Origin of the sequence: Pseudactinotalea terrae (genome assembly GCF_009733845.1) — a bacterium.
Classification (GTDB): domain Bacteria; phylum Actinomycetota; class Actinomycetes; order Actinomycetales; family Beutenbergiaceae; genus Pseudactinotalea; species Pseudactinotalea terrae.
Map to the genome: position 1 here is coordinate 250,001 of NZ_WNXZ01000004.1, position 26,789 is coordinate 276,789.

General features: G+C 70.1%; 18 protein-coding genes. 4 read left to right on the forward strand and 14 right to left on the reverse strand.

Going from position 1 to position 26,789, the window contains the following annotated elements; translation table 11 throughout:
- Positions 1-47 precede the first annotated feature (47 nt).
- The 5 genes from GPA03_RS14950 to GPA03_RS14970 all read right to left on the reverse strand — a co-directional run bounded on the left by GPA03_RS14950 (position 48) and on the right by GPA03_RS14970 (position 5,338).
- The gene (locus GPA03_RS14950; protein WP_156252825.1) at positions 48-1,310 is read right to left on the reverse strand and encodes an alanine racemase; all 1,263 of its coding nucleotides are present in this window, start codon (positions 1,308-1,310) and stop codon (positions 48-50) included.
- The gene (locus GPA03_RS14955) at positions 1,307-1,684 is read right to left on the reverse strand and encodes a RidA family protein (protein WP_156252826.1); all 378 of its coding nucleotides are present in this window, start codon (positions 1,682-1,684) and stop codon (positions 1,307-1,309) included. The genes GPA03_RS14950 and GPA03_RS14955 overlap by 4 nt, the downstream gene beginning before the upstream one ends.
- Positions 1,685-1,709: 25 nt before the next feature.
- Positions 1,710-3,251 carry an N-acyl-D-amino-acid deacylase family protein gene (locus tag GPA03_RS14960; RefSeq protein WP_156252827.1) on the reverse strand — a complete coding sequence of 514 codons (1,542 nt, stop codon included), beginning with the start codon at positions 3,249-3,251 and terminating at the stop codon, positions 1,710-1,712.
- A gap of 124 nt (positions 3,252-3,375) precedes the next feature.
- Complete coding sequence (locus tag GPA03_RS14965) at positions 3,376-4,848, reverse strand: HNH endonuclease signature motif containing protein (RefSeq protein ID WP_156252828.1); 1,473 nt, start codon at positions 4,846-4,848, stop codon at positions 3,376-3,378.
- Between the two features lie 106 nt (positions 4,849-4,954).
- Positions 4,955-5,338: a DoxX family protein gene (locus GPA03_RS14970; RefSeq protein ID WP_156252829.1), complete on the reverse strand. Its 384-nt coding sequence runs from the start codon at positions 5,336-5,338 to the stop codon at positions 4,955-4,957.
- Positions 5,339-5,486: 148 nt separating this feature from the next.
- Here GPA03_RS14970 and sigJ point away from each other — a divergent pair, with 148 nt between their 5' ends.
- Together sigJ and GPA03_RS14980 are read left to right on the forward strand one after the other, a co-directional pair.
- On the forward strand, positions 5,487-6,446 hold the full coding sequence (gene sigJ / locus GPA03_RS14975) for an RNA polymerase sigma factor SigJ (RefSeq protein ID WP_156252830.1): 960 nt from the start codon (positions 5,487-5,489) through the stop codon (positions 6,444-6,446).
- A gap of 28 nt (positions 6,447-6,474) precedes the next feature.
- The gene (locus tag GPA03_RS14980; RefSeq protein ID WP_156252831.1) at positions 6,475-7,284 is read left to right on the forward strand and encodes an SseB family protein; all 810 of its coding nucleotides are present in this window, start codon (positions 6,475-6,477) and stop codon (positions 7,282-7,284) included.
- 16 nt (positions 7,285-7,300) lie between these two features.
- Here GPA03_RS14980 and GPA03_RS14985 read toward each other — a convergent pair whose 3' ends face one another.
- The 3 genes from GPA03_RS14985 to GPA03_RS14995 form a co-directional block, all read right to left on the reverse strand.
- On the reverse strand, positions 7,301-9,544 hold the full coding sequence (locus GPA03_RS14985) for an FAD-dependent oxidoreductase (RefSeq protein ID WP_156252832.1): 2,244 nt from the start codon (positions 9,542-9,544) through the stop codon (positions 7,301-7,303).
- Positions 9,541-10,404: a MurR/RpiR family transcriptional regulator gene (locus tag GPA03_RS14990; protein ID WP_156252833.1), complete on the reverse strand. Its 864-nt coding sequence runs from the start codon at positions 10,402-10,404 to the stop codon at positions 9,541-9,543. Before GPA03_RS14990 ends, GPA03_RS14985 begins: the two co-directional genes overlap by 4 nt.
- Positions 10,405-10,476: 72 nt before the next feature.
- Entirely contained in the window at positions 10,477-11,664 is a 1,188-nt protein-coding gene (locus GPA03_RS14995; RefSeq protein WP_241681320.1) for a mandelate racemase/muconate lactonizing enzyme family protein, read from the reverse strand.
- A 155-nt stretch (positions 11,665-11,819) separates the two neighbouring features.
- Here GPA03_RS14995 and GPA03_RS15000 point away from each other — a divergent pair, with 155 nt between their 5' ends.
- Both GPA03_RS15000 and GPA03_RS15005 read left to right on the forward strand, forming a co-directional pair.
- Positions 11,820-14,417: a LuxR C-terminal-related transcriptional regulator gene (locus GPA03_RS15000; protein WP_156252835.1), complete on the forward strand. Its 2,598-nt coding sequence runs from the start codon at positions 11,820-11,822 to the stop codon at positions 14,415-14,417.
- Between the two features lie 181 nt (positions 14,418-14,598).
- Positions 14,599-18,951: a DUF7927 domain-containing protein gene (locus GPA03_RS15005; protein WP_162458389.1), complete on the forward strand. Its 4,353-nt coding sequence runs from the start codon at positions 14,599-14,601 to the stop codon at positions 18,949-18,951.
- Between the two features lie 30 nt (positions 18,952-18,981).
- On the opposite strand, the gene GPA03_RS15010 is transcribed toward GPA03_RS15005, so the two are convergent.
- The 6 genes from GPA03_RS15010 to GPA03_RS15035 form a co-directional block, all read right to left on the reverse strand.
- Positions 18,982-20,436 carry a lipase maturation factor family protein gene (locus GPA03_RS15010; RefSeq protein ID WP_156252837.1) on the reverse strand — a complete coding sequence of 485 codons (1,455 nt, stop codon included), beginning with the start codon at positions 20,434-20,436 and terminating at the stop codon, positions 18,982-18,984.
- A gap of 31 nt (positions 20,437-20,467) precedes the next feature.
- The gene (locus tag GPA03_RS15015; RefSeq protein WP_156252838.1) at positions 20,468-21,733 is read right to left on the reverse strand and encodes a hypothetical protein; all 1,266 of its coding nucleotides are present in this window, start codon (positions 21,731-21,733) and stop codon (positions 20,468-20,470) included.
- An 84-nt stretch (positions 21,734-21,817) separates the two neighbouring features.
- Positions 21,818-22,948 carry a glycosyl hydrolase 53 family protein gene (locus GPA03_RS15020; RefSeq protein WP_241681321.1) on the reverse strand — a complete coding sequence of 377 codons (1,131 nt, stop codon included), beginning with the start codon at positions 22,946-22,948 and terminating at the stop codon, positions 21,818-21,820.
- A 24-nt stretch (positions 22,949-22,972) separates the two neighbouring features.
- The gene (locus GPA03_RS15025; protein ID WP_156252839.1) at positions 22,973-23,854 is read right to left on the reverse strand and encodes a sugar ABC transporter permease; all 882 of its coding nucleotides are present in this window, start codon (positions 23,852-23,854) and stop codon (positions 22,973-22,975) included.
- Positions 23,854-25,455: an ABC transporter permease subunit gene (locus GPA03_RS15030; RefSeq protein WP_156252840.1), complete on the reverse strand. Its 1,602-nt coding sequence runs from the start codon at positions 25,453-25,455 to the stop codon at positions 23,854-23,856. The genes GPA03_RS15025 and GPA03_RS15030 overlap by 1 nt, the downstream gene beginning before the upstream one ends.
- 59 nt (positions 25,456-25,514) lie before the next feature.
- The gene (locus GPA03_RS15035; protein ID WP_156252841.1) at positions 25,515-26,780 is read right to left on the reverse strand and encodes a sugar ABC transporter substrate-binding protein; all 1,266 of its coding nucleotides are present in this window, start codon (positions 26,778-26,780) and stop codon (positions 25,515-25,517) included.
- Positions 26,781-26,789 lie beyond the last annotated feature (9 nt).

Consider the following 26,789-nt stretch of genomic DNA (forward strand, 5'->3'; position numbering starts at 1 on the left):
CAGGACGACCCGCTGCGGTGTCGTGGACATGATTCTCCTCGGGTCCCTCAGAAGGCGGTGCGGACGGCGTCGACGAGCAGGCCCTGGTCGTCCACGACCCCGATCGCGCGCCACTTGTCGATCGTGGTGCAGGGGTGCGAGATCCCCAGCACGAGGGCGTCGCCCACCTGAGGGACCGTCCCGGCCGCGCTCGGTACGCCTCCTGTGGGGAGCGACAGGTAGGTGTGCTGATCGTTGAAGCCGGTGATCGCCACCTCCGGGTGCGGCAGGTGCCTCGTCCCGTCCCGCACGATGCCGAGCACCACGGGCATGCCGGCGTCGCTGGAGATGTCGCGGCGGCCCACATCCGCCAGCGCGAGGCCCGGTTCGGGTGCCGACAGCACCCGCGCCCACACCTCCATCGCCGCCTGCAGAACCGGCCGCGAAGGATCGGCTGGATCGGTGTTGCGGGCGTAGACGCCGTGATCGTGCACCAGATAGCAACCCGGTCGGATCACGGTGCGCAGACCCTCCAGCTCGTTCAGCTCCTCCGCGACCAGGTCGTAGAACAGGCTGCCGCCGGCGGTCACGATCCCGCCGCCGCTGCGGTCGATCCAGCCGCGCGAGACCATCTCTGTCCCGAGCCGGCGGAGCTCGTGCAGGTAGTCCCGCACCGCGGTCAGCCCCTCGGGTGTCCGGTCGCTCGCGATCACGCCTTCATAGCCACCAACACCGGCGAGCGAGACGCCCTCGGCAGCAACCACCTGCTCGGCGAGCCGCACCGCCTCGTCGTATGTGCGTACGCCCGCGCGGCCGCCCGCCACCCCGAGATCGACCACCGCGCCCAGTGCGCCGCCGTGCTCGGCAATCACCCGCTGCAGCAGCTCGATGCCGGGCGCGCTGTCGACGAACAGCAGCACCTCGAGCCCGGCGTCCTGGCTCGTACGTTCGGCGAGCCAGCTCAGGCCGTGCTCGTCGAGGCTCTCGTTGGCGATCAGCACTCGCCGCGACCCGAGCTCGATCTGCACCCTCGCCTGCCAGGCGGTGGCCGCCGTCGTGCCCCAGACGCCTGCCTCCAGCTGCCTCTGCATCAGCTCGGGCGACATCGTGGTCTTCACGTGGGGTGCGTGATCGACATCGCGCTCGCGGCACCAGGACGCCATGGCATCGAGGTTCTGCTGCAGCGCCGAGGCGCGCAGGGTCGCGAACGGCGTGCTGACATCGTCGGGCACCAGGAGGTTCAGCCCGGCGAGCTCGGAGCGAGATCGGCCGTGGGTCGCGGTCGGGAACCCCTTGTGCTCCCAGCCGAGCACCCAGCCACGTTCGGTCATGACCGAGCGGCGGCGACGACGTCGATCTCGACCAGGATGTCCATGAGGTCCGAGCCCACCGTGGTGCGGACCGGGCGGTGCTCGCCGAACCGCTCGGCGTACACGGAGTTGAAGGCCGCGAAGTCGCGCTTGAGGTGCTCGAGGTGCACGGTCGCCTTGATGACGTCGCTCAGGTCGAGCCCGACGACGGCGAGCGCACGCTCCACGTTGTCCAACGTCGCGTTGGTCTGTGCCTCGACGCCCTCGGGGACCGTGCCGGTCGTCGGGTCCTGCGGGCCGAAGCCCGCGGTCCACACGAGGCCGTGCGCGCTCGCGACGTGCGAGTACGGGCCTGCAGGCGTGGGCAGGTCGGGGCTGATCTGGGTCTCGGGCATGGTGCTCACCTCTCGGTCGGGGTTGTCAGTCTTGCCAGGTCAGTGGTCGGCCTGGAAGGGCCTCGGTCAGCTCGCCGCCACGCAGTACCTGCTGGCCGGCCACCCACACGTCATCGATGCCGACGGCGAGCTGGCGTGGGTGGTCATAGGTCGCCACGTCGGCCACCCGCTCGGGGTCGACCAGCAGCACATCGGCGGGTGCACGTTCTCGGATGCGTCCACGACCGCCGAGGCCGAATCGCTCCGCTGGGGCCGCCGCGAGGTGTGTCGCAGCCTGCGCCCAGGTCCAGTCGCCGAGCTCCCGCACGTGCCGGGCCAGGAAGCGCGGGAAGGCGCCCCAGGCGCGGGGATGAGGGCGCCCGCCCACCACGATCCCATCCGAGCCGCCCATGTGAGCAGGGTGCCGCAGCAGGGCGCGCACGTCAGCCTCGGTGCTGGTGGCCGGCTGCTGGAAGACTGCCGTGACGGCGCCGGCGGTGGCGGCGATCAGGTCGAGCACCAGCGCGGGCGCGCTGGTCCCGAGCGAGTCGGCTGCCTCGCGCAGAGTCATGCCTTCCAGGACCGAGCGGCCGGGCACCCCGGCGAGTGTGATCCGGTCCATCTCCTGCTCGACGGCGTCGCGCCAGCCGGTCGGCATGCTCGCCAGCGCCGCCGGCCGGGACAGGCGATCCGCCAGCTGCTCCGGCGCCAACCGCAGCAGCTCCCACGGCAGCAGCGGGACGCTCAGCAGGCTGAAGCCGGACAGGTACGGGTAGGAGTCGAAGGTGAGGTCAGCCCCCGCCGCCTCGGCCGCGGCGATCTCGGTGAGCAGCAGCTCAGCCGGGCCGTGCAGGTGGGAGACGTGGACTCCGACGCGGGTGCGCCGGGCGATCTCGACCACCTCAGCCATACCTACCGGTGACTCCGCCTCGTAGCCACGCATGTGGGTGACGTACGGGCGGCCGGCGGCAGCGAGCGGCTCAACCAGCGTGGCAAGCTCGTCGACGTCTGTGTAGACGCCGGGGATGTAGTGAAGGCCGGTGGAGAGCCCGACGGCGCCGTGCTCGAGACCGGCCTCGACGTCGTCGCGGAGGGCCATCAGCTCGGTGGGCTCGAGCGCCTCGCGCAGCTGGGCGCGTTGGTAGCGAAGGGAGCCGTGCGCGAGCAGGTGAGCGGAGTTGAGGCGCAGCGCACCGGCGAGCTGGTCGCGATACGCGGTGAGCGTGGGAACGGCGGGTGCGACCCCGTTGATGCCGGCGAAGTAACGCGAGCCCCATGCTCCGCCGTCGAGCCCTGCGCCCGCGTGCGAGACGCCGTCCTGCCCCGTGATCACGGTGGTGACGCCCTGCCGCAGCAACGCGAGCTGGACCGCCGGGTCCACGACATGGATGTCGGTGTGGGAGTGGGCGTCCACGAAGCCCGGCATCACGAGGCGGCCGGCGGCGGACACGCTCTCAGCAGCCTCGACCGCGGCGAGGTCGCCCACCAGGGCGATCTCATCCCCTGTGATCCCGATATCGGCGACGAAGGGCTCGCCACCGGAGCCGTCCACCACGGTGCCGCCGCGCAGCACGAGGTCGGCCCTCATGGCCCGCCCCCCATGGCCGACATGAGCCAGACCGTGCCACCCGGCGGGTCGACCTTGCCCCGGCGGACCACCTCGCGGTCATCGAGCACGCGTCGACTCTATGGCGAGGGCGAGTCCAGCGCCATCAGCTGACGCCCTGCAGCTGCCACCGTTCCGCGACCACGCCGACGGCGTACTTGAGGTCGAGCGACCCGCCATGCAGGGGGTCGAGCGGCAGGCGCCCGTCGACCAGTGCCTCGTCGTCGGCCGAGGTCAGGATCGATCGACCCGGGTCGACGAGCGGAAGTGGTGGTACGGCGGGAAGCGGATCGCCCGCCGGGTCGTAGACGGTGACCACTGAGCCGCGTAGCTCGAGGCGGTACTCACCCTCGTGGAGCAGACGATGGTGCTGGCCGCAGAGCAGCACGAGGTTGTCGAGATCGGTCGGGCCGCCATCAGCCCAGTGCCGGATGTGGTGCGCATGGAGGTAGCGCCGGCGTTCACAGCCGGGGAATCGGCAGCCGTGGTCGCGGACCCACAGCGCGCGCATCAGCGCGCGGCTGGCCAGGCGGCGCCGTCGGCCCATGTTCAGGGTGCGGCCAGGGCGGGCGTTGGGCACGATCCTCACCTTGGGGCTGGACGCCTCGTGCGTGTTCAGCACCAGCCCGGTGTCGCAGCACAGTCGTCGTGCTGTGCTCGGGTGGAGTGCAGGACCCATCTCGAGCCGCGGCCCGATCCGTACCTCCGGCTGGGACGGTGCCGCTTCCGCGGAAGCGCTCAGACCGCTGGCTGCGGCCTCGGTGAGCTCGTCGAGCGTCACGTGCAGCACGGTTTCGCTCCGCCTGGAGCCGATCGCCTCGTCGGCCGCCGTCGGGTCTTCAGCAGCACCGACAGCCGCCTCATCACAGAGCAAGACCAGGGCGTCGAGCAGATTGCGGCCGGCGCCGGTTCGTGGGCCCTCGCCGGGCAGTGGCGGCTCGTCGGTGGTGTGCTCGGCGCCGAGCGTCTCCGAGCACGCTGACTCGGTGCGCTCCAGGTAGTCCTGGATCAGGCGCAGCCGCTCGAGGATCGCGGCACCATCTTCGGGTGAGCAACGCCCCGAGAAGCTGACGGAGCCGTCATCCTCGAAACGGAACGTGAGATAGCGCGCGCTGTGCCGCTCGTTGATCGTGTCCACGCTGGTCGCCGTGCCGACACCGGCGACGAACCGGTCCAGCTGGTTCGCGGTCGCGGACTCAGCGATCTCGAGCAGCTCCGCCTCGGTCTCGGCGGTGGCCACTCGGGTGATGGCGCGGACCTTCGAGTAGGAGAGCTGGCCCGCTGCGAACCGTTCGACCGTCTGGGGCAGATCGACCAGTCTGCGGGCGACTCGGACCTGCTCCCGGGCGGTGCTACCGCTCATGCCACAGCGCCAGCTCAGCCATTGGCTCGTCGAGGCGATCCCCTGCGCCTGCCACCCTGCCCGCCGATCGAACTCCGCCAGCAGCAGCAGGAACTGACACGTGGTCGCCGCCAAGGTGGCTGCCAGACTCCCCAGCTCGCTCGCGATCTGGTCCAGGTCTCGCTCGCTGTTGAGCTCGTCCTCGGCCACCGTCAGTGTCGCCGTCGCCGTCATCATCGACCTCGTCCATCGTTCGTACGTTTGTACCAAACTCTAGGAGTGGGGTGTGACATCCGCGCTTCCGCGGAAGCGCAGGGCGCGGGTGAGGGCCTCAAGCGTCGGCCTACCCCAGCGGTTCCACGAAGAACCGCCCCCACGCGACGAACGCAGCGACAGCGAAGAAACCGAGGTCGCCGAGCATGTAGCGCCACTCGCTGCGGGTGATCCGTACGGTCGCCGCGCCGGTCATCAGCAGCACCAGTCCCAGGGCAGCCAGCGGCACGAGTCCGTGCGCCACGCCCACCATCGGCGGCAGCAGCAACCCCGCCACGATGAGCAGCTTCAGCACGCCGATGGCCTTGATCATCCCGGCGCTGAACTCGTCGGCGTAGTGCTGGCCCTCCGAGATGTTGCGGAACCGGTCCTTGGGCAGCAGCAGCATGCCGAGGCCTCCTGCCAGGTAGCCGACCGCGAGCAGTCCGGTGGCGATCCACAGTGCGATGTTCATGGTGCTCCTCTCTGGACAGACCCCTCGGGATCCGATGGGGTGGTCAGGACGAGACGAGGCAAGGCGCAACCCTGTGACGCGGCTCGGCATGTCACACCCGGGACACCTCGCCCGTCACGTGCGGCACGAGCTCGACAGGAGGTGAGACATGGCAGACGTCGAGGGGTTCGAGGACCTGCGCCCGTTGGTCTTCGCCATCGCGTACCGGATCCTCGGCACCGTGAGCGAGGCCGAGGACGCGGTGCAGGAGACGTGGCTGCGCTACGAGGCCTCGGGCGTCGAGCCGGACTCCCTGAAGTCCTATCTGGCCACCATCGTGACGCGGGTGTCGATCGACGTGCTCCGCTCGGCCCGGATGAGGCGGGAGACGTACGTCGGCCCCTGGTTTCCTGAGCCGGTGCTCACGGACGTGCAGCCGGGTGATCGCTCGGCAGACGTGCTCACCGGTGACCCGGCGGCCGCCGCCGAGCTCGCCGACTCGGTCTCCATGGCGGCGCTGCTGCTGCTCGAGCGACTCAGCCCGCTGGAGCGCGCCGTCTTCGTGATGCGCGAGGTGTTCCGATTCGACTACGACGACGTCGCGGCCGCCGTGGGCCGGTCTGAACCCGCGTGCCGCCAGCTCGCAGCTCGGGCACGCCGCCACATGGAGCAGGGCAAACCTCGTTTCGAGGCCGACCGCCGCAAGCGTGAGGAGCTCGCCGACCGGTTCTTCGACGCACTGTCCGCAGGTGACCTCGACGCCTTGCAGGCACTGCTGGCTGCCGATGTGGAGGCAGTGAACGACGGCGGTGGGGTGGCCGGAGGAGCGGGTGGCACCTTTGGTGCCGAGCGGGCTGCGCGGATCCTGCTGGCAGCCGTGCCGCCGCTGCTGGCGGCAGGCGCCAGCATGGAACGCCGCGAGATCAACGGCCACCCGGGCGCCGTCATGCACGACCACGTCGGCGACATCGTCGGCACCTGGACGCTCGAGATCCTCGACGACAAGGTGATCGGCATCCGGTCGATCACCTCACCGAGCAAGCTGCAGCACCTCGGGCCTGTCGGCGACCTGCGCACCGCACTGAAGCGGCGTCAGGCCGCTCGCCGGGCCCAGCGGGGTGAGCGGTAGCGGACGCTGCCTGCGGCATGATGACTCGGTGGTCGAGAACGCACCCGTCCTGATCGAGGAGCTCGATCGCCGCAAGGCCGCGCTGGCGTCCGCCCCCGGCGCACCCCAGGCCGAGATGGCGCTCTGGGAGTCCGCGGCCCAGCTCGGCGTCTGGCACGTCGTCAACCGCGGAACCCCCGATCAACCGAGCCCGAGCGGGTTCGAGATCGATGGCATCGGGCGACTGCTCGCCGTGTACAGCACCAGGGCCAGGGCGGCGGCCGTGGCGGGAGAGGGCGGTACCGTGCTCGCCGTGCCGATGCCGCAGGCGCTCGACTGGCTGGCATCGTTCGCGTCGCGTGGTGTCACGGGCATCACCCTCGACCACCCGGGCCCGTGGACCCCGCTGCCCAACCTGCGCTACTTCAAGCAGTGGGTCCCGAAGTCACAGTCGGCCGTGACCACCGGCCCGATCGTGGTCGCTCCGCAGGTCCAAGCAGCCACCGACGCCTATGCGGCCGACCAGAACGACCAGACCTACGCGGCGGTGGTCCGGCAGATCGCCGCCGCGGACCTGTTCGTCGTGCTCGATCCGCGAGGCGACGGCACGACCCCGACCAGCATCGTCAACGGCCGGGGTGAGCGAGTCCTGATGGCCTTCACCGACTCCGAGCGCGTGAAAGGGATCTACGGCGGCAAGGCCGTCCAGGTGCAGGCGCGCGCGGGCGGCGAGATCCTCAGGCTGGTCGGGGAGCAGTTCGACGTCCTCGTCCTCGACCCGCAGCACCCGTCGTCGTTCGCTGCGACCCCGGAGTGGATCCGCAGGGCGCTCGACGGCGGCGGGGCGGGCGGGCGCTAGCGGGTGCCGCGAACGCTCACGCCGCGCGCCATGTCCTCAGCGAGACCACGTGCGCGCAGCGGGCGCCGTTCGTCGCGGTCACGACGAGCCGCACCATGCTCGCCTGCACAGGTGCGTCGAGCAGGTGTCGGCGGTGGCGTGCCCGATTCCCGGCGACGTCGGCGAGAACGGACGTACCGCCGTCGGGCATCACGGCCTCGATCCGGTAGTCGCGCACGAGCGTCGGCAGCACCTCGTGCGGCGTGGTGTGGTGGTGGAGGTTGATGAGGTCGACGTCGACATCGTCGTCCAGCACCACGCTCACCTCGCCGACCATGACCGGCTGCGGCCACGTGAGCTCGATCGTCGGCTCCGGGTCCTGCGTGAGCGGCTGCGAGCTCCACAGCTGCGGGCCGCCGTAGGGGCGCTGATAGCCACCCACCACCAGCTCCGGGCGGTACGCGGCCGTGTGCTCCACGCGCAGGCACGGCACACCTTCGTCACGCATCGGCTTCCACGGTCGCCACTCCTGGTTGGCGTCGGCGGGCGGGTCGTCGCGCAACCTGAAGGCCACGACGCCGGGCGGGACGTCGTTGCTGAGGTGCGCGCGCAGGCCAACACCGCGCATGACGACGAACGCGTTGCGCGCCCGGTCCGGCTGCCACGCGAGCGGGACGGTCAGCCACTGCTTCTCACCGGCAGCCACCGGGACCGCGACCTGCTGCACCAGCTCGTCCGGCAGGTAGTTCTGCGGACGGCTGGTCGTATGGATCTCGACCACCAGCTCGGCCGCTGCGTCGGCGTCGAGCAGCAGCTCCAGGTCGCCGAGCGCGGGGTCCGCCGGTAGCACGACCGCCAGGGGAGTGGCCAGATCGTGCGTGGACCCGGGTGCGTCCACCACGATCGAGGTGAGCGTCGATGACGCGGTGACCCCCGCCGTCAGGGCCAGATCGGCCTCGTCGGTGTGCTCCAGCCCCATCACCGAGGCGTCCGACCGCACCAGGGCCTTGCGCACCAGGTCGAAGCGCTCGGTCGCGAGCTCACGCGGGCTCAGCCGTTCCTCGACGGCGATCGCGGCCGCGAGCCCGGCGGCCTCGCCGATGACAGCGCACGTGGCCATCACGCGCGTCGAGCCGAACGCCACGTGCGTGGCTGAGATGTCGCGCCCGGCCATCCACATGTTGCCGACGTTGCGCGAGTACAAGCTGCGCAGCGGCACGTGGTAGACGCCGTCGGAGTACCAGTGCCGCGACCCGGGCTCGCTCGCGTACACACCGCCGGCCGGGTGGAGGTCGATCGACCAGCCACCGAACGCGACCCGGTCCTCGAACTCCTCCTGACCGAGGATGTCGTGCTGAGTCAGCACGTGGTCTCCCACGAACCGTCGGTACTCGCGCTTGCCCGGGACCGCGCCGATCCACTCGAGGGTGAGGGTGTCGGCGTCGAACTCGCCCGAGTTCTTGATGTGGTCCCAGATGCCGTAGCAGACGGCCTGCAGCTCGTCGCGAATCCGCTCGTTGTCGGCCACGATGTCCAGCTCGCCGCCCCACTCGATCCACCAGTAGGCGCATCCGTACGCGTCGACACGGATCGGGCGGGTGGAGGGGATCGCCGTCGTGCTGATGTCCTTGCTGAAGGACGGCGGCACGAACTTCTCGGGGCGACCGGTGTCGCGCGAGTAGAACAGGATCGTCGAGCCGAGGGTGTTGCCGTCAGGCACCTCAGGTGCCCACGCCTCACCGGTCTCGGCGCGCGACTCGCGGCCGGTGCGGTGCTCGGCGCCCGCGAGATAACCGATGAGGCCATCTCCGGTCGCGTCGATGAAGGATGGCGAGGTGAAGGTGATGACCTTCTCCGACCCCATCTGGAAGCCGGTGACCGAGCTGATGCTGATGCCCGACGGCGACTCCTGGGTGGTCAGGTCTCTCACGTCGGTGTTGAGGTACAGCGCGATGTTCGGCTCGGCGCGCACGGCCTCGAGCACCACCAGGTCCCAGTAGTAGGGGTTGCCCTGCGGGTTCCGGAACTGGTTCTCGACGAACAGCTCACCCATGATGCCGGTCTCGCGTGCGAGGCTCTGCTGTCCGTGCGCGAGCGCACCGCACACCCAGACGCGCACCTCGCTGGAGGAGTTGCCACCGAGCACGGGGCGATTCTGGACCAGCGCGACGGTCGCGCCCTGGCGGGCCGCGGCGATCGCGGCGCACACGCCGGCGAGGCCACCGCCCACCACGGTGAGGTCGGTGTGGACGTCCTGCTGGTCGAGCCGAGCGGTGGTCATCGTGGGTTCTCCGAGTCGGGGTGCAGCAGGTCGTGGAGCCGGCCGAGCGAGTCGGGCGTGCGTTGGGCCACCAGCAGCCAGAGCAGCGAGCAGGCGAGGGTGTCGCTGGCGCGACCGGCGAACACCGACGTCCAGGTGGTGCTGCGCACGCCGGTGCCGAGGACGTGATCGGCCTTCGCCGCGAGCGGGCCGTCGGGATCTCCCGTGACCAGCGCGGTGTGTGCGCCGCGGGCGGCAGCTCGGTCGATCAGATCGGCCGAGTCCGGATCGGCGCCGGAACGGGAGAGCACCAGCAGCAGGTCGTGCTCTCCCACCATGCCTGCTGCGACCCGTGCCGCAGTGGCATCGGCGTGCAGCCACACCGCGATCCCGAGCCGCAGCAGGCGCAGCCGTAGCTCCTCAAGAGCGATGGCATCGGCCCAGCCGCCGTGCAGGAGCACCCTGGGCGCCGCTGCGATCAGCGAGGCGATCGTGTCCGCAGTCGCGGCGTCGAGCCGGGCGAGGCTCGCCTGTGCCGCCCGATGCTGCTGCGCGGCGAGGCCCTCGAGGAGACGCTGCGGCGGGTCGTCCGCTTTCAGCTCGGTGCCGATGTCCCGCTCCCAGCCGCCCTGCAGGGCGCGGCCGTGCTCGGTGGCCAGCGCGGCGCGCAGGTCAGGAAAGCCCTCGTAGCCGAGGCGGGCGGCTAGCCGGGAGACGGTCGACGGCGCCACGCCGCACTCCTGCGCCAGCACGGTGACCGAGGCCCGGGCGGCACGCTCGGGTTCGTGCAGCAGGTGCTCGGCCAGGCGGCGTGCCGCGCCGCGCAGCGAGGGGAGTGCCTCGCGCAACGAGTCGGTCGGGTTGGTGGCGGCGCTGTCCATCCCGCACAGACTAATGCATCTCGGTTGCTAGGGCAGCAGTCGACCGCACAAGTTGTGCGATTCGTGTCACGGCTACCGGAGGTCCGCCACGAGCTCAGCCATCGTGGCGCGCAGGTCCTTCTTGCCCTCGAACCCGATCCCGGGCAGCTCGGGCAGGGTGACGTACCCGCTCTCGAGCGCGACGCCGTCGGGAAAGCCGCCGAACGGCTGGAACAGGTCCGGATAGGACTCGTTGCCTCCCAGCCCCAGGCCGGCCGCGATGTTGAGCGACATCTGGTGCCCGCCGTGCGGGATGCAGCGCGACTGCGACCAGCCGTGCTCCTGCAGCATCTCGAGCGTGCGCAGGTACTCCACGAGCCCGTAGCTGAGCGCGCAGTCGAGCTGCAACCAGTCCCGGTCCGCCCGCAGCCCGCCGTAGCGGATGAGGTTGCGGGCATCGACGGTCGAGAACAGGTTCTCGCCGGTCGCGAGCGCCCCCTGGTACGCCGCCGCCACCTCAGCGTTCAGCGCGTAGTCGAGCGGGTCGCCGGGCTCCTCGAACCAGAACAGGTCGTACTCGGACAGCGCCGAGGCGGAGGCGAGCGCGGCCGGCAGGTCGAGCCTGCCGTTGGCGTCGACCGCGAGGTGCTGGCCGGGCTCGAGCTTCTCGAGCACCGCCTCGATCCGACGGCGATCGGTATCGAGATCGGCGCCCGCGATCTTCATCTTGACGACCGTGTAGCCCAGGTCGAGATAGCTGCGCATCTCGTCCTGCAGCGCGCGCAGGTCCTTGTCGGGGTAGTAGTAGCCGCCGGCGGCGTACACGAACACGCGGGGGTCGGCTGAGCCGTTCCCGTGACGCTCGGCCAGCAGCCGGAACAGCGGCTGCTGCTCGATCTTCGCCACGGCGTCCCACACCGCCATGTCGATCGTCCCGACGGCGACCGACCGTTCCCCGTGCCCGCCCGGCTTCTCGTTGGTCATCATGGCCGCCCAGACCGCGCCGGGGTCGAGGTTCTGCCCGGTCGGGTCGAGCAGCGACTCCGGGTCGGCCGCCAGCACGCGTGGGATGAAGCGGTCCCGCATCATGGGCCCCTGCCCGTAGCGGCCGTTCGAGTTGAAGCCGAAGCCCACCACCGGTCGGCCGTCGCGGATCACGTCGGTGACCACCGCCACCAGGCTGAGCGTCATCTGGCTGAAGTCGATGTAGGCGTTCCGGATCGGCGAGCTGATCGGGAAGGTCTGCTCGCGGATCTCGACGATTCTCGGCGGTGCGCTCACCCTTGGCATTCAACTGCACGGTGACGGCGGGCGGCAGCCCGATCGGGGTACCGTTTGCTCGTCTGACGTGCCCGCCCGGCGGGACGACTCCGCGGTCCAGTGAGGGCGGGACTCGGCGATTCTTGCGGGTGCACGGACATCACCAGGAGGGTGATGTGGGCAGCAACACGGCGACGCCGCAGGACCAGCGACTGATGACGGGGGTGATCGATCGGCCACGGCTGAGACAACGCCTGGAAGCGCCTGCTCCCCGGATCTGTGTGCTCCGCGCTGCGAGCGGAGCGGGCAAGACCACCCTGCTGCGTACCTGGATCGTGACGCGCGGCGAGCGCGAACGGCTCGTGTGGGTGACGGTGAGCACCGCGCTCGAGTCGGCTGCGACCTTCTGGACCCGCGTCGCGGAGGCGGCGCGCCGGGGTGGTCAGCTCGACCCATCGGCCGCCCGGTCGTTGGTGCGCCGACTGGCTGCGGATCCGGAACCGATCGGTACGGTCATCGATTTCCTCCGTGATGCCGGCGAGCTCACCCTGGTCGTCGACGCCTACGAGAAGCTCGGCGAGCGGATGGCTGCGGAGATCGACGAGGAGCTGCTCCGCCTCGTCGAGGAGGTTCCCGGCTTCCGCGCCATCGTCGCGACGCGAGGCGGCACCGGTCTCACGGACCCCTCGCTGCGGATCCGTGATCGCGTGCACGTGATCGACGATCGTGACCTGGCGATGACCGAGGCTGAGGTCGAGGACCTGATGACGCTCCACCTCGGTGACGAGGCGCGACGGTCGGCACGGGAGGCTACGGACGTCACCGGTGGGTACGCGCTCGCAGTCCGCGCCCTGATCCTTGCGATGTCCGCCGGAGGTGGTGTCCCGGAGGGCAGCAGCTACGCCTGGGGCGATCTCGTTGCTGCCGATCTCCGCTCCCAGCTTCCCGACAGATCGATCGAACGGTTCGTCGCACTCACGAGCGTGCCCCAGTACTTCGACCCGCAGCTGGCGACGCGGTTGGCCGGCCGGAACGACGTCGTGGCGACCCTCACCGCGCTCGAGCGGCAGGGCTTCGGGAGGTGGATCCCCTACGCGCCCGATCGGCCCGTGTTCCAGTATGTCGACGCCGTGCGCGACACCTTTCGCCGCGAGCTTCGCGAGCGTGACCGCGCGGGTCACCGGCGCGCGGCCGCCACCGCCGCGCGCTGGCTCCATGAGCAGGATGACCACGAGTCGGCGTTCGAGCTCGCGATCCTCGGCGAGGACTACGCGCTGGCCGGGGAGATCTTCGTCAGCCTGCTGCGGACCTACCCGGAGAGCTATGCGACAGATCGCCTGCTGCCGCAGCTGGAACGGCTTCCGCGCCGCGTGCTGAGGCTCCATCCGATCCTGGCCTTCGCCCTTGGCCTGGCTCAGATGGCGAACCCCGTGCTGCGCACCGCCGCACCGGCGACCTTCCAGATCGCGGCGCGGCAGCCTGTCGACGGTCGCATCCTCGGCCTCCGGCTCGACAGATTCGTGGCGACGAGCGTGCGTGCCGTCAGCCTCCGACTCGCGGGGAGGTTCGACGACGCTGCCCGGCTCACCCAGGTCGCGGTCGGCGAGCTCGACTCACTGAGCGATGCCGAGCACGACGAGTTCCGGGAGCCGATCGCGATGATGCTCCGACAGCTCAGCTACTCGCTGCTGCAGGGTGGCCGGTACGACGAGGCGCTTGCCACGATGGTGCGGTCGGCCACGATGACCAGGGTCCGCGCCACACGCAACTATGCGCTGGCCTACGTCGTGGGGGCGAGCGGGCACCGCGGTCATCTGAGGTTCCTGCGAGAGGCGCGCGCCCAGATCGACGCCTCCGCGTGGCCGCGCAACCACGAGGAGAGCTATCTCAACGCGATGACCCTGGTCGGGGAGGGCCACGCCTTTCTTGACGACGGCGACCCGTCGGCTGCCCTCGAGCGCGTGCGGAAGGTGGCGACGGTGAGCAGGCTCTCCGAGTTCTGGCCGTTCGTCACTGCTGTCGGCCTCCACGCGAACCTCGTCCTCGGGCGCGGGCTGCCGGAGGCGCGTCGGGTCGAGGCGGAGCTGTCCGCGCACTTCCCACCCCCGGGCGTCGGCGACAACGTGGGCACTCGGTCGGTGCTCAACCTGCTGGCGATCGCGTGGCTGGCGGCGGGCAGGATCGCGAAGGCCGAGCGCATCATCGGTGAGCAGCGTCGCCGGGATGCGGAGATCGTGCCGGCACGGCTCGTGCACGCCCTGGTGACGAACCGGTCGGCGAGCGGTGTCGAACGGCTCGCCACGTGGCTTGCGCTCGAGGGGCACACGACCCGCTCGCGGGCAGCCACGTTGGTGCTCGGCGCCGCCGTCGCGCTCCGGGCCGGCGCCGCCGAGCTGGCGCGCCCGCTGGTCCATGAGGCGTTCGACCTCTACCGCAACCACGGGCTCACCGCTCATCTCGACCTTCTCCCGACTGTCGATCGCGACGCCTTGTCCGGCCTCGTCGCCGGCGACCGCGATATCGTCGCCCACCTTCGGTCGCGCGGTGGTGCCGGCATCCCGGGAACCGTCACGACAGTCAGGTTGAGCAGACGTGAGCATGTGGTGCTCACCGTGCTGATGACGACCGCGTCCAGGGACGACATCGCCGCTCGCCTGTCGGTCTCGGCGAACACCGTGAAGTCGCAGCTGCGCAGCATCTACCGCAAGCTCGGCGTCTCCACCCGTGCTGATGCGCTGCGAGCCGCCATCGAGCTCGACCTGATCACAGGGTGAGGTTCCCGCACGCCACAGGGTGAAATCCCCGCTCCGGGGCGACGTCGTCATCGCTTCCTCCTCGGTGCAGGGGCGGCATGTCCGCTCTACTGACCGACGCCGCGCGGCCCGGTTGTGGAGGGGGGCCGGGGAACGATCTGCCGACGCACGCTGTCGGCATCGACACATGAGGAGCCTGGCTGTGGGAGCCGTACGGGGATTGACGTGGCGCGCTGAGGCTGCGCCGAGCGGATGGCGGTGGGCCTCGTGGCGCATCGCGCTGATGGCGCTGCTGGCCGTGGTCGTCGCCACGGTCGGAAACGTGCCTCCCGCGCAGGCAGCACCGGTCTCCGAGATCACGGGGACATGGGTGACCCCGCCCGCCGAGATGACGTCGGGCGACCCGGTCGTCGCGGACTGGCGGGTCAACGTCAACGACGACGTGCAGCCGCCGAGCAACGACCCGGTGGACAACATGGTGGTCACCTTCACGATCGGGAACGGCGAGTTCGCCGAGATCCCCGACATCTGCCTGACGGGCGGTGTGGACCCTGTCTCCAGCATCTCCGACGACGGCCTGGTCCTGCTCTGCAACCTCGGTACCGTCGCGATGGGCACCGCACTCGCGGTGCAGACACCGGTGGTCGCCGATGGTCCGACCGGCAGCGAGCTCACGCTGGGCGGCGCCATCGACGGCCTCGAGGTCGACCTCCCGCCGATCCCGATCGTCAACCCGTTCCTCATGGACGTGGATGTCACCAACCCCGCGGCGCGCGCCCAGTGGAACGGCGACCGGACCGCGGTCACGATGGACTTCTCGTGGACCCTCTACCTCGGCCGGAACTCTGACCAGGGGGAGCCGAACGTCACCCTCCCGCTGCAGGTGACGTCCTCGACCGGGTCGCCGATCAGCATCGGCACCAGCTTCGACCCGGCCAGCCCGGGGACGGGGTGCCTCCCGAGGCTGACCGGCGGTGGCAGCCACCCGTGGTCCGAGGGCTCGGCCGTCGGCGATGCCTCACGGGAAGCGCCGTTCGTGGACAGCTGTGAGCTCGTCGTCGTCGACGCCGCCGCCGGTCGCTACGACCTGGTGCTCACGGGGATCGACTACTCGTTGACCCAGGTGCCCACCCACGCCGGCAACGGTCTCACGTTGCCGGCCGACCGGTACGCGATCGCCACTGGCGGCCTGTGGTTCCGCGTCGACACGGTGGAGTCCGGGTCCTTGCAGATCGACGTGCTGCCTCACACCTACACGGGTCCGGGTGGCCAGAGCGTCGATGACGACACCGCCAACAACAGCACCAACAAGGCCTACATCCGCGAGGGCTCGTGGGTCGCGGCATGGAACCGCGGCTTCACCGGCAGCGGCGGCACGCCGTGGGACGACTCCTACCGGGTGGCCCCGGGGACCGAGGTGCAGCAGAACGTCAACAACAACCACCGCACCTGGGCGCCCCCGGGCTCCACGCTGCCGTTCGGCAACTGCCTCGCGTTCGACACCCGGTGGGTGACCTACGTCTCGTCCGAGATCTACAACGTGGCCGACCCCGACTCCATCGCGGTCGAGTACTACACCGGAGCCAGCCCGCTGCTCGACCCGACGCCGGGGAACGCCGCCTACGACCCCGACGCGTTCGACTGCGGCGTGCCGGCCGGGTGGAGCACCACGCCTCCGGCCGATCTGGCGGACGTGCGTGCGGTGCGCATCGTGTACCCCTTCTCCGAGTACGAGGCGTCTCCGTTCCCGAACCAGGCGATCACGCTCTTCGCCAACACCCGGATCAGCGACGACGCACAGCCCGGGCAGGACATCTGGATGTTCGGCTCGATCCTGCGCGGGCAGGGCGTGTGGGTCGGCCAGGGCGCGGGCAACGTGGTCACCCCGACTCCTGACGCGCGCTACCCCGACACGAACGGGCGCCGTGACATCCTGCGGATCGCGACGGTGCTCCCGGCGGTCGAGAAGGAGGTCGAGCGACCGACCGTCGTGGCCGGGGTTCCGGTGGGGTACACCCTCACGTACTCGGCGAACGGCACCGGCATGATCCCCGACTCGGTCGACGGGTACGTGATCGAGGACCGGCTGCCCGTGGGGATGACCTATGTCCCAGGCTCCGCCGATCCCGAGCCGGTCGTCACGGTCGAGGCCGGTCAGCAGGTGCTGACCTGGACGCTCGACGGCGTCACGACGAACGCGGAGCACACCCTGACGTACGAGGCTGTCGCCGACTCGAGCATCGAGCCCGGCGAGCTGCTCACCAACACGGTCGTCTCGACCTACGGCCCGAGCGCGTCGTTGCCCGACGACGCGACGGTCACCACCTCGAGCAACGGCTACACGACGATCCTCAAGACCTCGGACGTCGAGTTCATCCCGAACCAGAACGGTGACGGCATCGGCGAGGGTTCCTGGACCGTGACGATCGAGTCGCACGACCCGTACCCGCAGGCCTTCACGGACACGATCGACATCCTCCCGTACAACGGGGACCAGCGCGGCACCGCGTTCTCGGGAACGTACGTGCTGGGGGACGTCGTGCTCCCGGACGGCGGCACGGTGTACTACACCACCGCCGACCCGGCGACGCTGACCTATGACCCGGCCGACCCGTCGAACGGTGCCGCCGGTGACGTGACCGGCAACACCGTCGGCTGGACCACCACACGACCTGAGAACCCGACGGCGATCCGGGTGATCGGAGGCGTGCTCGCCCCGGGCGGGAGCTATTCCTTCCAGGTGCCGATCACGACCGAGGGAGCCCAGCCTCAGGACGTCTACGTCAACAGCGCGCAGGCGCGAGCAGAGCACACCACGCTGGTGATGCGGACCTCCGCGGCGCTTGTCGTGACCGACTACGTCGTCGAGAAGACCTCGGACGTCCCGGACGGCGAGAGCCTTGCTCCTGGGGACGAGGTCACCTACACGATCACCGTGACCCAGCAGGGTCCGGTCCCGGCGGGCGCCGTGCTGGTCGACGATCTCACCGAGGTCCTCGACGACGCCGACGTGGTCGGGGAGCCGATCGCGAGCATCGGCACCATCACGGCGGTCCCTGAGGGCTTTCGGTGGGAAGGTGTCATCGAGGTCGGAGGCACGGCGACCATCACCTACACGGTTCGCGTCAAGGACGTGGCCGGCCTCAAGGCTGACGGCGACACGGTGCTGACGAACGTCGTCGACTCGCCCGGGTGCGTCGAGCCGAACGCCTGTCTCGTGGAGGAGCTCGCCGGGTACTGGGAGTACTCCAAGACCTCGGTCCCGGCTCCCGGGCAGAGCGTTCGTGCCGGCGAGGTCGTCACGTACCAGCTCCAGATCCACCAGCGTGGTGAGGGAGCGGTCTCCGCCGCGGCGATCGAGGACGATCTGAGCGGGGCGCTCGACGACGCGAGCTGGAACGACGACGCTCAGGCCTCCTCGGGGGCGATCACCTACGCGGAGCCCACGCTCACCTGGAGCGGACCGCTCGCCGTCGGCGAGGTCGTCGACCTCACGTACTCGGTGACGGTGACCGGTGGCGGCGACTGGCGGCTCGCCAACGTCGCGATCCCGGCCTGCCCGGAGGAGGATCCCGGCTGCGACGTGCCGCCGCCCCCCGAGGACCACTGCATACCTGCGCCGGACCAGAACGAGGACTGCCTGACCGAGCACCTGCTCGGGGACTACCGGGTGAGCAAGACCTCCGATCCGGGCTCGGGCTCCGCGGTGCAGGTCGGTGACATCGTGACCTACACCGTGAACGTGTGGCACATCGGTCTTGCCGACATCGAGGCCGAGCTGACGGACGATCTGACCGACGTCCTCGACGACGCCACCTGGAACGAGGACGCCGAGGCCACCTCCGGCGAGCTGTCCTACACCGAGCCCACGCTCGTGTGGAGCGGCATGCTCGGAGAGGGCGACGAGGTCACGCTCACCTACTCGGTGACCGTGATCGCCGCTGGCGACCTCACCCTGCGCAACGTCGTCACGACCCCGCCGGGCGACCGATGCGTGCCGGTCGAGGGTCAGGACGAGGCCTGCGTCACCACGCACGACAAGGGTCGTTACACGTACTCCAAGACGTCCGACCCCGAACCCGGGTCCGAGGTCACCGAGGGAGACGTGGTGACCTACACGGTGACGGTGACACAGGTCGGACCGGGATCGGTCGCCGGGGCGTACCTGGTGGACGACATCTCCGACGTGCTCCCCGTGGCCTCGTGGAACGGCGACGCAGCCGCGTCGTCCGGCACGGTCGCACGGCTCGGGGAGGAGGTGCGCTGGGAGGGTGACCTCGCCGTCGGGCAGGTCGTCACGATCACCTACTCGGTGACGGTCGGTGATCGGGAGGGCGCGACGTTCCGGAACGTCGTCACGAGCCCTGACCCGCGCAGCGCGTGCGTCGACGCCCCGGATGGCAACCCGGGTTGCGAGACCGAGCACCACACGCCCTCGGGTGCTCTGCCATCGACGGGTGCATCGATCGGGATCGGTGCCGGAGCTCTCCTTCTGGTGCTGCTGGGGGCGCTCGCCGTGGTGATCAGCCGCCGGCGCGCGATCGGCGTCCAGTAGGAGAAGCCGCCGCTGCCCTACCCGCCCCCGTCAGGAGGGCAGCGGCGGTGGGCTGGGCCGGACCAGCAGCCCACGCTCCTCACGCACCCACCAGACGCCGTCTCGCCGCCGCTCGGCGCCGGTGGCGTAGCGGTACCGGAACACGCGAGCGCGGATCCAGCGGGGCCGCTCGCCGTCGAACGGGTCGCGGTGCAGGAGCTTCAGGGTGGCGGGGTCGGCCGCGAGCAGCCGCAGCAGGAAGCGCTCGAACCAGACATGCTGCGACGGCGACCCGAGCGCCAGGAACCACATGCCCCAGTCGAGCCTCAGGTGGTAGGGCGCCCACTGCCGCGGCCGCTGCGTCACCGGGCCGGGCTTGCCCTTGAACTCGTACTCGCGCCACGAGCTCTCGTCGTCGGGATCGCCTGCGAGCGATCCTTCGACGACCACCTCGTCGCGCCGCCTCGTGATCGAGCCGAACGCTCCGTATGCGCCCACGAGGTGCCAGCGGTTGAAGGACGCGTTCATCTGCTGCCGTGGTGACAGCAGGTTCCGCACCGGCCAGAAGGAGAGCACGACGACGGCGCTCGCCATCACCAGCACGGTCACCGCGAACCAGACCGGACCTACCGAGGCAGTCGCCGGTGAGACCGGCAGCACAGGCGCCAGGACGCCGTCGGACACGGCGGCGAACGCCAGCAGCAGCGTCAGCCAGTTCAACCACGCGAAGTTCCCGGAGATCACGAGCCACAGCTGGGTCACGATCACGAGCGCGGCAGCCCACGTGGCGACCGGCTGCGGCGCGAACAGCAGGAACGGCACCCCGAGCTGCACCACGTGGTTCGCGAGCACCTCTACCTTGTGCAGCGGTTTCGGCAGCGCATGGAAGTACGCGGAGAAGGGACCGGGCATCGGCTGGGTCTCGTGGTGGTAGTACAGCGCGGTGAGGTCCCGCCAGCACCGGTCCCCGCGCATCTTGATCAGCCCGGCCCCGAACTCGACCCGGAACAGCAGCCAGGTGAAGGCGAGCAGCACCAGCTTGGGGACCGGCACGTCGTCGGACCCCAGGAACGCGGCCAGGAACCCCGCCTCCAGCAGCAGCGACTCCCAGCCGAACCCGTAGAACACCTGCCCGACGTTCACCACCGACAGGTACAGCAGATACAGCACCCCGAACGCGAGCATCGGCACCCACGGCGGACCGGTCTGCGGCAACCCGGCCACCAACGACAGCGCCACCAGCAGGCCGGTCCAGCCGACCGCCGTCAGCAGCCGGTCGGAGTAGCGCCAGCGGAACAGCGTCGGGCCGGCACGGCGGCCCACCCGGTCGAGGTAGGCGGGTACGGGCAGCAGCCCGCGCTCGCCCAGCAACGGCACGAACTGGCGCAGCACCGCGACGAACGCGACCACGTACACCAGCGCGATGCCGCGCTGCAGCACCAGCCTGGAGACGTGGTGGTCGGTCGCCCAGAACCAGCCGCTCGCCCAGTCGACGACGAGGTTCATCACGCCATCGTCGCGCAGCCGGGTCCCGATGTCAGGCGAGCGAAGGGGCCGTCACCGGCGTGTAACGAGGGTTCGAGGGGTGGTCCTCCTCCGTGCCCCACCACCTGAACCACATCGGGAACCGCACCTGGAAGGCACGGGCCTCCGTGTGGGTGGCGGCGGCCACGATCAGGCCGGTCGCCATGTCGAGCACCACGACGTCGATCGTCGCCGACGCCGAGACCACCAGGCGGGACGCGCCCAGTCGCCGCTTGAGCGACACCTGGTGCGCGTCGATGCGTGCCGGCATGACGATCGCGACGTACGCCGCTGCGGCGTCGGGGCCTAGCAGCAGCTGGTCGGCTGTGGCGGCCGAGTGCAGCGGGCTGGTGCCGGTCGCCGGGTCGATCTCCCGCACGGTTGCGGTGAGCTCGACCATCGTGGCGCTCAAGGCTTCGGCGCGCGTCTGGCGCAACAGGTATGGCTCGAGCTCCTCGGCCGGTGGGTCCTTCCCGAGCGCAGCGATGGCGTGGGCGGCCGCTGCTGCGATCGCATCGAGCTGCGCGATGACCGGCGCGAGTGAGGCGAAGGCATCGATGACGCGGTTCCCGGGCGCCGGGATGCCGAGGGAGGAGTGCAGCACCGGGACCTTCTTGACCAGCAGCTGCTGGATCACCGGGACGTGGGTCTCGAGCTCGGTGGCGGTCCCGCTGGCGGCGGTGACCGTGGTCTCGACCGAGAGGAGGTTGAGAGCAGCCACCGCGAGCGCGGCCGCCGCCGCGATCGGGTCCGACGGCGGAGCTGACCCGGTCTCCTTGGCCTCAGCCGGCGTGACCTCGTCGTGGTCTTCAGCGATCAGCTCCGCTGCCGCGTCCTGCAGGCTCGTCACCGCGGCGAGGAGGGAGCGAGCGGCCAGCACCGACTGGGTCTGGTCGGTGCGCCCCGTCACCAGCACCGGCTTCGCCTCGGCAGCCTCGGGAGGCTTGGCGACGCCGTCGATCGTCGCCGCCACCCGTGCCGCGGCCGCAACCAGCGCAGCCGAGCTCAGCTCCCGCTGCCGGAACACCTCCGCCGGCAGCGTCAGCGTGCCGCCGGTGATCTTGCCGAGCTCGGTCGCGACCCCGGTGAGGGCGGCTGCCGTGGCTGCCTGCTTCTTCGCACGAGCCGCCGCCTCGGCTGCCTCCTTCGCGGCGGCAGGATCCTGCTTGTCCTGCTTCGGAGGGGACTCGGCCTCGAGCTGTCGGAGCTGGAGCTCGTACGTGTCGACCTGGAGCCCCAGCACCTCGCGCTGCAGCTCCTCGACGGACTTCTCGGTCATGGCGACGTCTCCTGTCGCGGCGAGCACGGCTCGACGTGGCTGGACTCTATCGACGCGCCCGCGCGGGCGCGCGCCGTTCGGCGCTCAGTCCTTCGTGGGCACCGACGCCAGCGGCCTGCCGAGCCTGCTCAGCGTGGCGTGCGGGTGTCCGGCGAAGTCGAACCACGCCTGGTTCTCCCACGAGCACCCGGGGTGCGGGAAGCCCGCGTGCACCGGGTCGTAGTCGGCGGCGTGGCGCGACATCCAGCCAGAGCCGAACCGGTCCCACAGCATCTGGTTGGCGGAGCGCTCGCTCGGCGGCCCGACCGGCAGCCACGCGGGCTCCCAGTAGAAGACGCCGAGGCCCGCGGGGCCGACGTCGGCGACCGCGCGGTGCACGTCCTCCCAGGCCTGGGCCTGGCCATCGATCGTGGCCGGGTAGGCAGGGTGAGCCTCGGTGACCGCGTTCTCCGAGCCGTCGCCCTCCTCGAGGGTGTAGGTCCAGGAGGTCTCCGCGACCATCACCTGCTTGCCGTAGCGATCCACGATGTCGTGCAGCAACGTGGTGAGGTTCTCGAGCGTCCCGTGCCAGAACGCGTAGTACGAGCTGGCGAACACGTCGTAGTCGACCCCCGCCTCGGCGAGCGTGGCGGCGTATCGCTCGTACCGCCCGGGCTCCTCCGGGTTGGTGAAGTGCAGCGCCACCAGCGCCTCCGGCAGCACGCGGCGCACCGCGGCGCTCCCCGCTGCGAACACCGCGCACATCTCCGGCCACGTCTGCAGGCCCGCGACCGCCTCGTTCGTCTCGTTGCCCACCTGGACCATGCCGACGTCGACCCCAGCCTCCCGGAACTGGGTCAGTGCGAGGGCGGTGAAGTCGCCGACCGCGGCCGCGACCCCGTCAGCGTCCAAGCCCGCCCAGGCCTTGGGGACCAGCTGGCGCAGCGGGTCCGCCCAGAAGTCGCTGTAGTGGAAGTCGACCAGCACCCGCATCCCGTGCGCGGTGGCGCGGCGGCCGATCTCGACCGCACGGTCGACGCCGACGTTGCCTCCGCCGTAGCCGTTGCCCTCGGCGTCGAACGGGTCGTTCCAGACCCGCACGCGCACGTAGTTGACGCCTGCGCCTGCGAGGATCGACAGCAGGTCCTCGGGCTCGCCGTCGGGCCGGCGGAAGATGACGCCGCTCTCCTCGAGCGAGAGCATCGAGGAGATGTCGACGCCGTTGATGTAGCTCACTGCAGCTCCAGATGTGAGGTTGGGTCAGCCCTTGACGGAGCCGGCGGTCAGGCCACCGACGATGTACTTCTGCAGGGCGAAGAACAGAATGAGGATCGGCAGGCTCGCGATGACGCTGCCGGCCGTGAACAGCCCCCAGTTGGCGTTGAGCTCGCTCGCGACCCACTGGTACATCCCGACGGCGAGCGTCCATGAGCTCTCCTGCGTCAGGATGATCCGGGCCAGGATGAAGTCGCCGAAGGTGCCGATGAAGCTGAGCAGCCCCACCACCGCGAGGATCGGGGTGACGAGCCGCAGGATGATGCCCCAGTAGATCTGGGAGTGCGTCGCGCCGTCGATCTTCGCGGCCTCGTCGAGCGACTTCGGGATCGTGTTGAAGAAGCCATACATGAGGAAGGTGTTCGATCCGAGGGCGCCGCCGAGGTAGACGGCGATGAGCGCGAGCTTGGAGTTGATGCCGAGTGCGGGGATCACGTCACCGATCGTGAGCAGCAGCAGGTAGATGGCCACGAACGCGAGCATCTGCGGGAACATCTGCACGATCAGCAGCGAGGTCAGTGCGAAGCGGCGGCCACGGAACTGGAACCGTGAGAAGGCGTACGCGGCCGCAGCCCCCATGAGGACCGAGCCCACCGCCGTCGCACTCCCGATGATGATCGTGTTGAGGCACCACGTCCAGAACGAGGTCTCTCCCAGGGCGACGAAGTTCGCCGTCGAGAACGAGCCGAACAGCCGGGTGGAGCCGGTGAGCGTGCTGTTCTGCGCCACGGCCACCGACACCACGTACAGCAGCGGGAACGTCGCGAGGAAGATCACCACGAGGGCCAGCGGGTACTTCCAGCCGACCTCGGCCAGCCAGCGGGCTCGGCGCGCGCCGCGGCGCCGGTCGACGACGATGTCAGCCATCAGAGGATCTCCTCGAGCTTGCGTGTTTGCCGGAACGCCAGTGCGGAGATGGTGCCCACGACGAGGAACACCAGGATCGAGAGCGCGGACGCCAGGCCGTAGTCGGAGCGACCGCCCGCCGCGCCCGAGATCTGGTAGATCATCGAGATGAGGATGTCGGTGTGCCCCAGCGCGGCCGAGGTGTCCGTGAAGCGCGGCCCGCCCCCGGTCAGCATGAAGATCAACGCGAAGTTGTTGAAGTTGAAGGCGAACGACGCGATCAGCAGCGGCGCTGTCGAGACGAGCAGCAGCGGCAGCGTGATCGAGCGCCACGTGCGCCAGCCGCCGGCACCGTCGATGCGCGCCGCCTCCATCACGTCGTCGGGCAGCGACTGCAGCGCACCGGTGGTGATGACGAACCAGTACGGGAAGCTCAGCCACAGGTTGACCACGAGCAGCGCGACCTTCGCGAGGAACGGGTCGCTGAGCCAGCGGATGTAGGCGTCGAAGAAGAACCAGTCGTTGATGAGGCCGTACTGGGGGTTCGGGTTGAGCATGCCTCGCCACAGCAGCGCCGACAGGAACGCCGGGAAGGCGTACGGCAGCACGAACAGGGTGCGCATCAGCTTCCGAGCGCGCAGCCGGGTGTCGTCGAAGACGATCGCCAGCGCCAGCCCTACGAGGAACGCGCTGGCCACCGAGAGCGCGGCGAAGGCGAAGGTCCACAGCACGATCCGCAGGAAGGCGGTGCTGTAGTCCGCCTCGGTGAACGCGCGCGTGAAGTTGTCGAAGCCGACGTGGACCCGCCAGCCCACGGTCAGCGCGGTGCCGTCCTCGGCGACGAACAGCCCCTGCTGCTGATCTGCGTGGTAGACGACGCCGGAGGCTGTGTCGGTCATGGTGCCGGCGTCCTGGTCGTACTCCAGCGAGGACCGGTACACCGCGCCGGTGCTGCCCTCGCGGGTGCGGATCGAGCCCTCCTCGGCGTCCTCGCTCACCGGGACGCGGAGCGCGAGCACCGCCTCCTGCAGCTCCTGGTCGGTGAGCACGTCGGTGCGTGGCACCACCTCCCAGCCGGGTACCTCCACGATCGAGGTGCCGTCCACCACCGCGTCCGGGGCGTCGGCCAGGGCCTCCTCGGCGGTTCCCACCCGGACGGTCTCGCCGTCGAGGATCGCGAACCCCAGCGCATCCTCGTCGCGGACCACCACGAGCGGGTAGCTGGGGGAGTCCTCGCTGCGCCGCTCGTTCTGGATCATGATGGCGTCCACGGCCTGATCCATCGTGGTGTTGTGGCCGGTGCTGTAGTTGGTGAAGGCGACGTAGCCCGTGTAGAGCATCGACCCGAGCTGGAACACCAGGAGGAACAGCAGGCCGGGGACGATGTACTTCAGCGGCAGCGTGCGCTTGGCGAAGTAGATCCAGTCGACCACCACGAGGATCACGGCCGAGCCGATCGCGATGCCCCAGGACGACTGCAGGTATGCGGCCCAGATCGTGTAGACGCCGAACGCGTTCACGAGCGCCATCAGCAGCAGCTTGACGGCGTAGCCGGGTCGCCAGTTCCGGGCGTGGGAGGTCGTGGGCAGCGGTTCTGCCCCGCGGGTTGTCGTCACTGACATCGTCTCGCCTCGTTGAGGTGGGCCGTGGGGGCCGGCAGCACCGGCCCCCACGGAGGGGGTCAGCCGATCGCGCCGTTGATGTCGGCGATCATCTTGTCCCAGGCGGGGCCGGCCTCGGCCGCGCCGGAGATGATGCTGGCCTGCGTCACGCCCCAGAAGTCCCAGACGCTGTTCATCTCGGGGATCGACGGCATCGGGGCACCGTTCTCGGCCGCGGCGAGGAAGCCGGTCAGCACCGGGTCGTCGGCGAGGGAGTCCGCCACCGCGTTCATCGCGGGCGGCCGCGGGTCGGAGGTGTAGATGGCCGTCTGTGCCTCCTGCGTCGCCATGTAGTTGACGAGGAAGTCGGTCGCGAGCAGCTGGTTCTGGCTCTGCGCGCTCAGATAGAAGCCCTGCACGCCCACGAACGGAGCCGCGGTCTCGGGGCCGGCCGCCGGGATCGGGTCGACGGCGATGGTCAGGCCCGCGTCCTCGTACTTCGCCACGTTCCAGGGCCCGTCGATGATGTACGGGGAGTTGCCCGCCATGAACTCGGCCTCGGCGATGTCGAGCGTGATGTCGGTGTTGAGCAGGCCGGTGCCGGTCTGCCCGTTCTCGGCCAACCAGGTCGCGAACGCCTGACCCCCCTCTTCGCCCATGCCCAGCTCCGAGGCGTACGAGCCGTCGTCGTTCTGCTGGAACACCGGGGCGCCGAACGAGGTCTGGAACGCGTAGTAGGTGTACGCGTCGCCCTCCGGGCCGGTCTTGATCAGGAACGGGTACTGCGCGCCCGTGGCCTCGCCGCTGGCGACCATCTCCTCGAAGGTGCCACCCACCGGGTCGGGGGCGAGCTCGGTGTTGCGGATCAGCCCGACGGACTCGACCGCCGTCGGCAGCCCGTAGAGCTGGCCCTCCCAGGTGAAGGCCTCGAGCGAGACGTCGGAGAACTCGGAGGTCTTGTCAGCGAGGTCGACCGAGGAGATCACGCCGTTGACGATGAAGGAGCCCAGCCAGTCGTGCGCTCCGACGGCGATGTCGGGACCCTCGCCCGTGGGCACGAGCGCGAGGAAGTCGCTCCTGATGTCGCCGAACTCCTTCTGCACCACGGTGACGGCGACGCCGGTCTCCTCCTCGAACTTCTCGGAGGCAGCGATCACGCCGGGCTCGCGGTTGGCGTCGACCCAGATGACGATCTCGCCGGCGCCGCCGGCAGCGGCGCTGGTGGTCTCCTCGGCGCTGGAACCGGTGGTGGGTTCCGCCTCGTTCCCACCACCTCCGCCGCCTCCGCAGGCGGCGAGCAGTGCTGTCGCGGACAGGGCCGCGACACCGACGATGAGTTTCCGCATGGCTGTTCC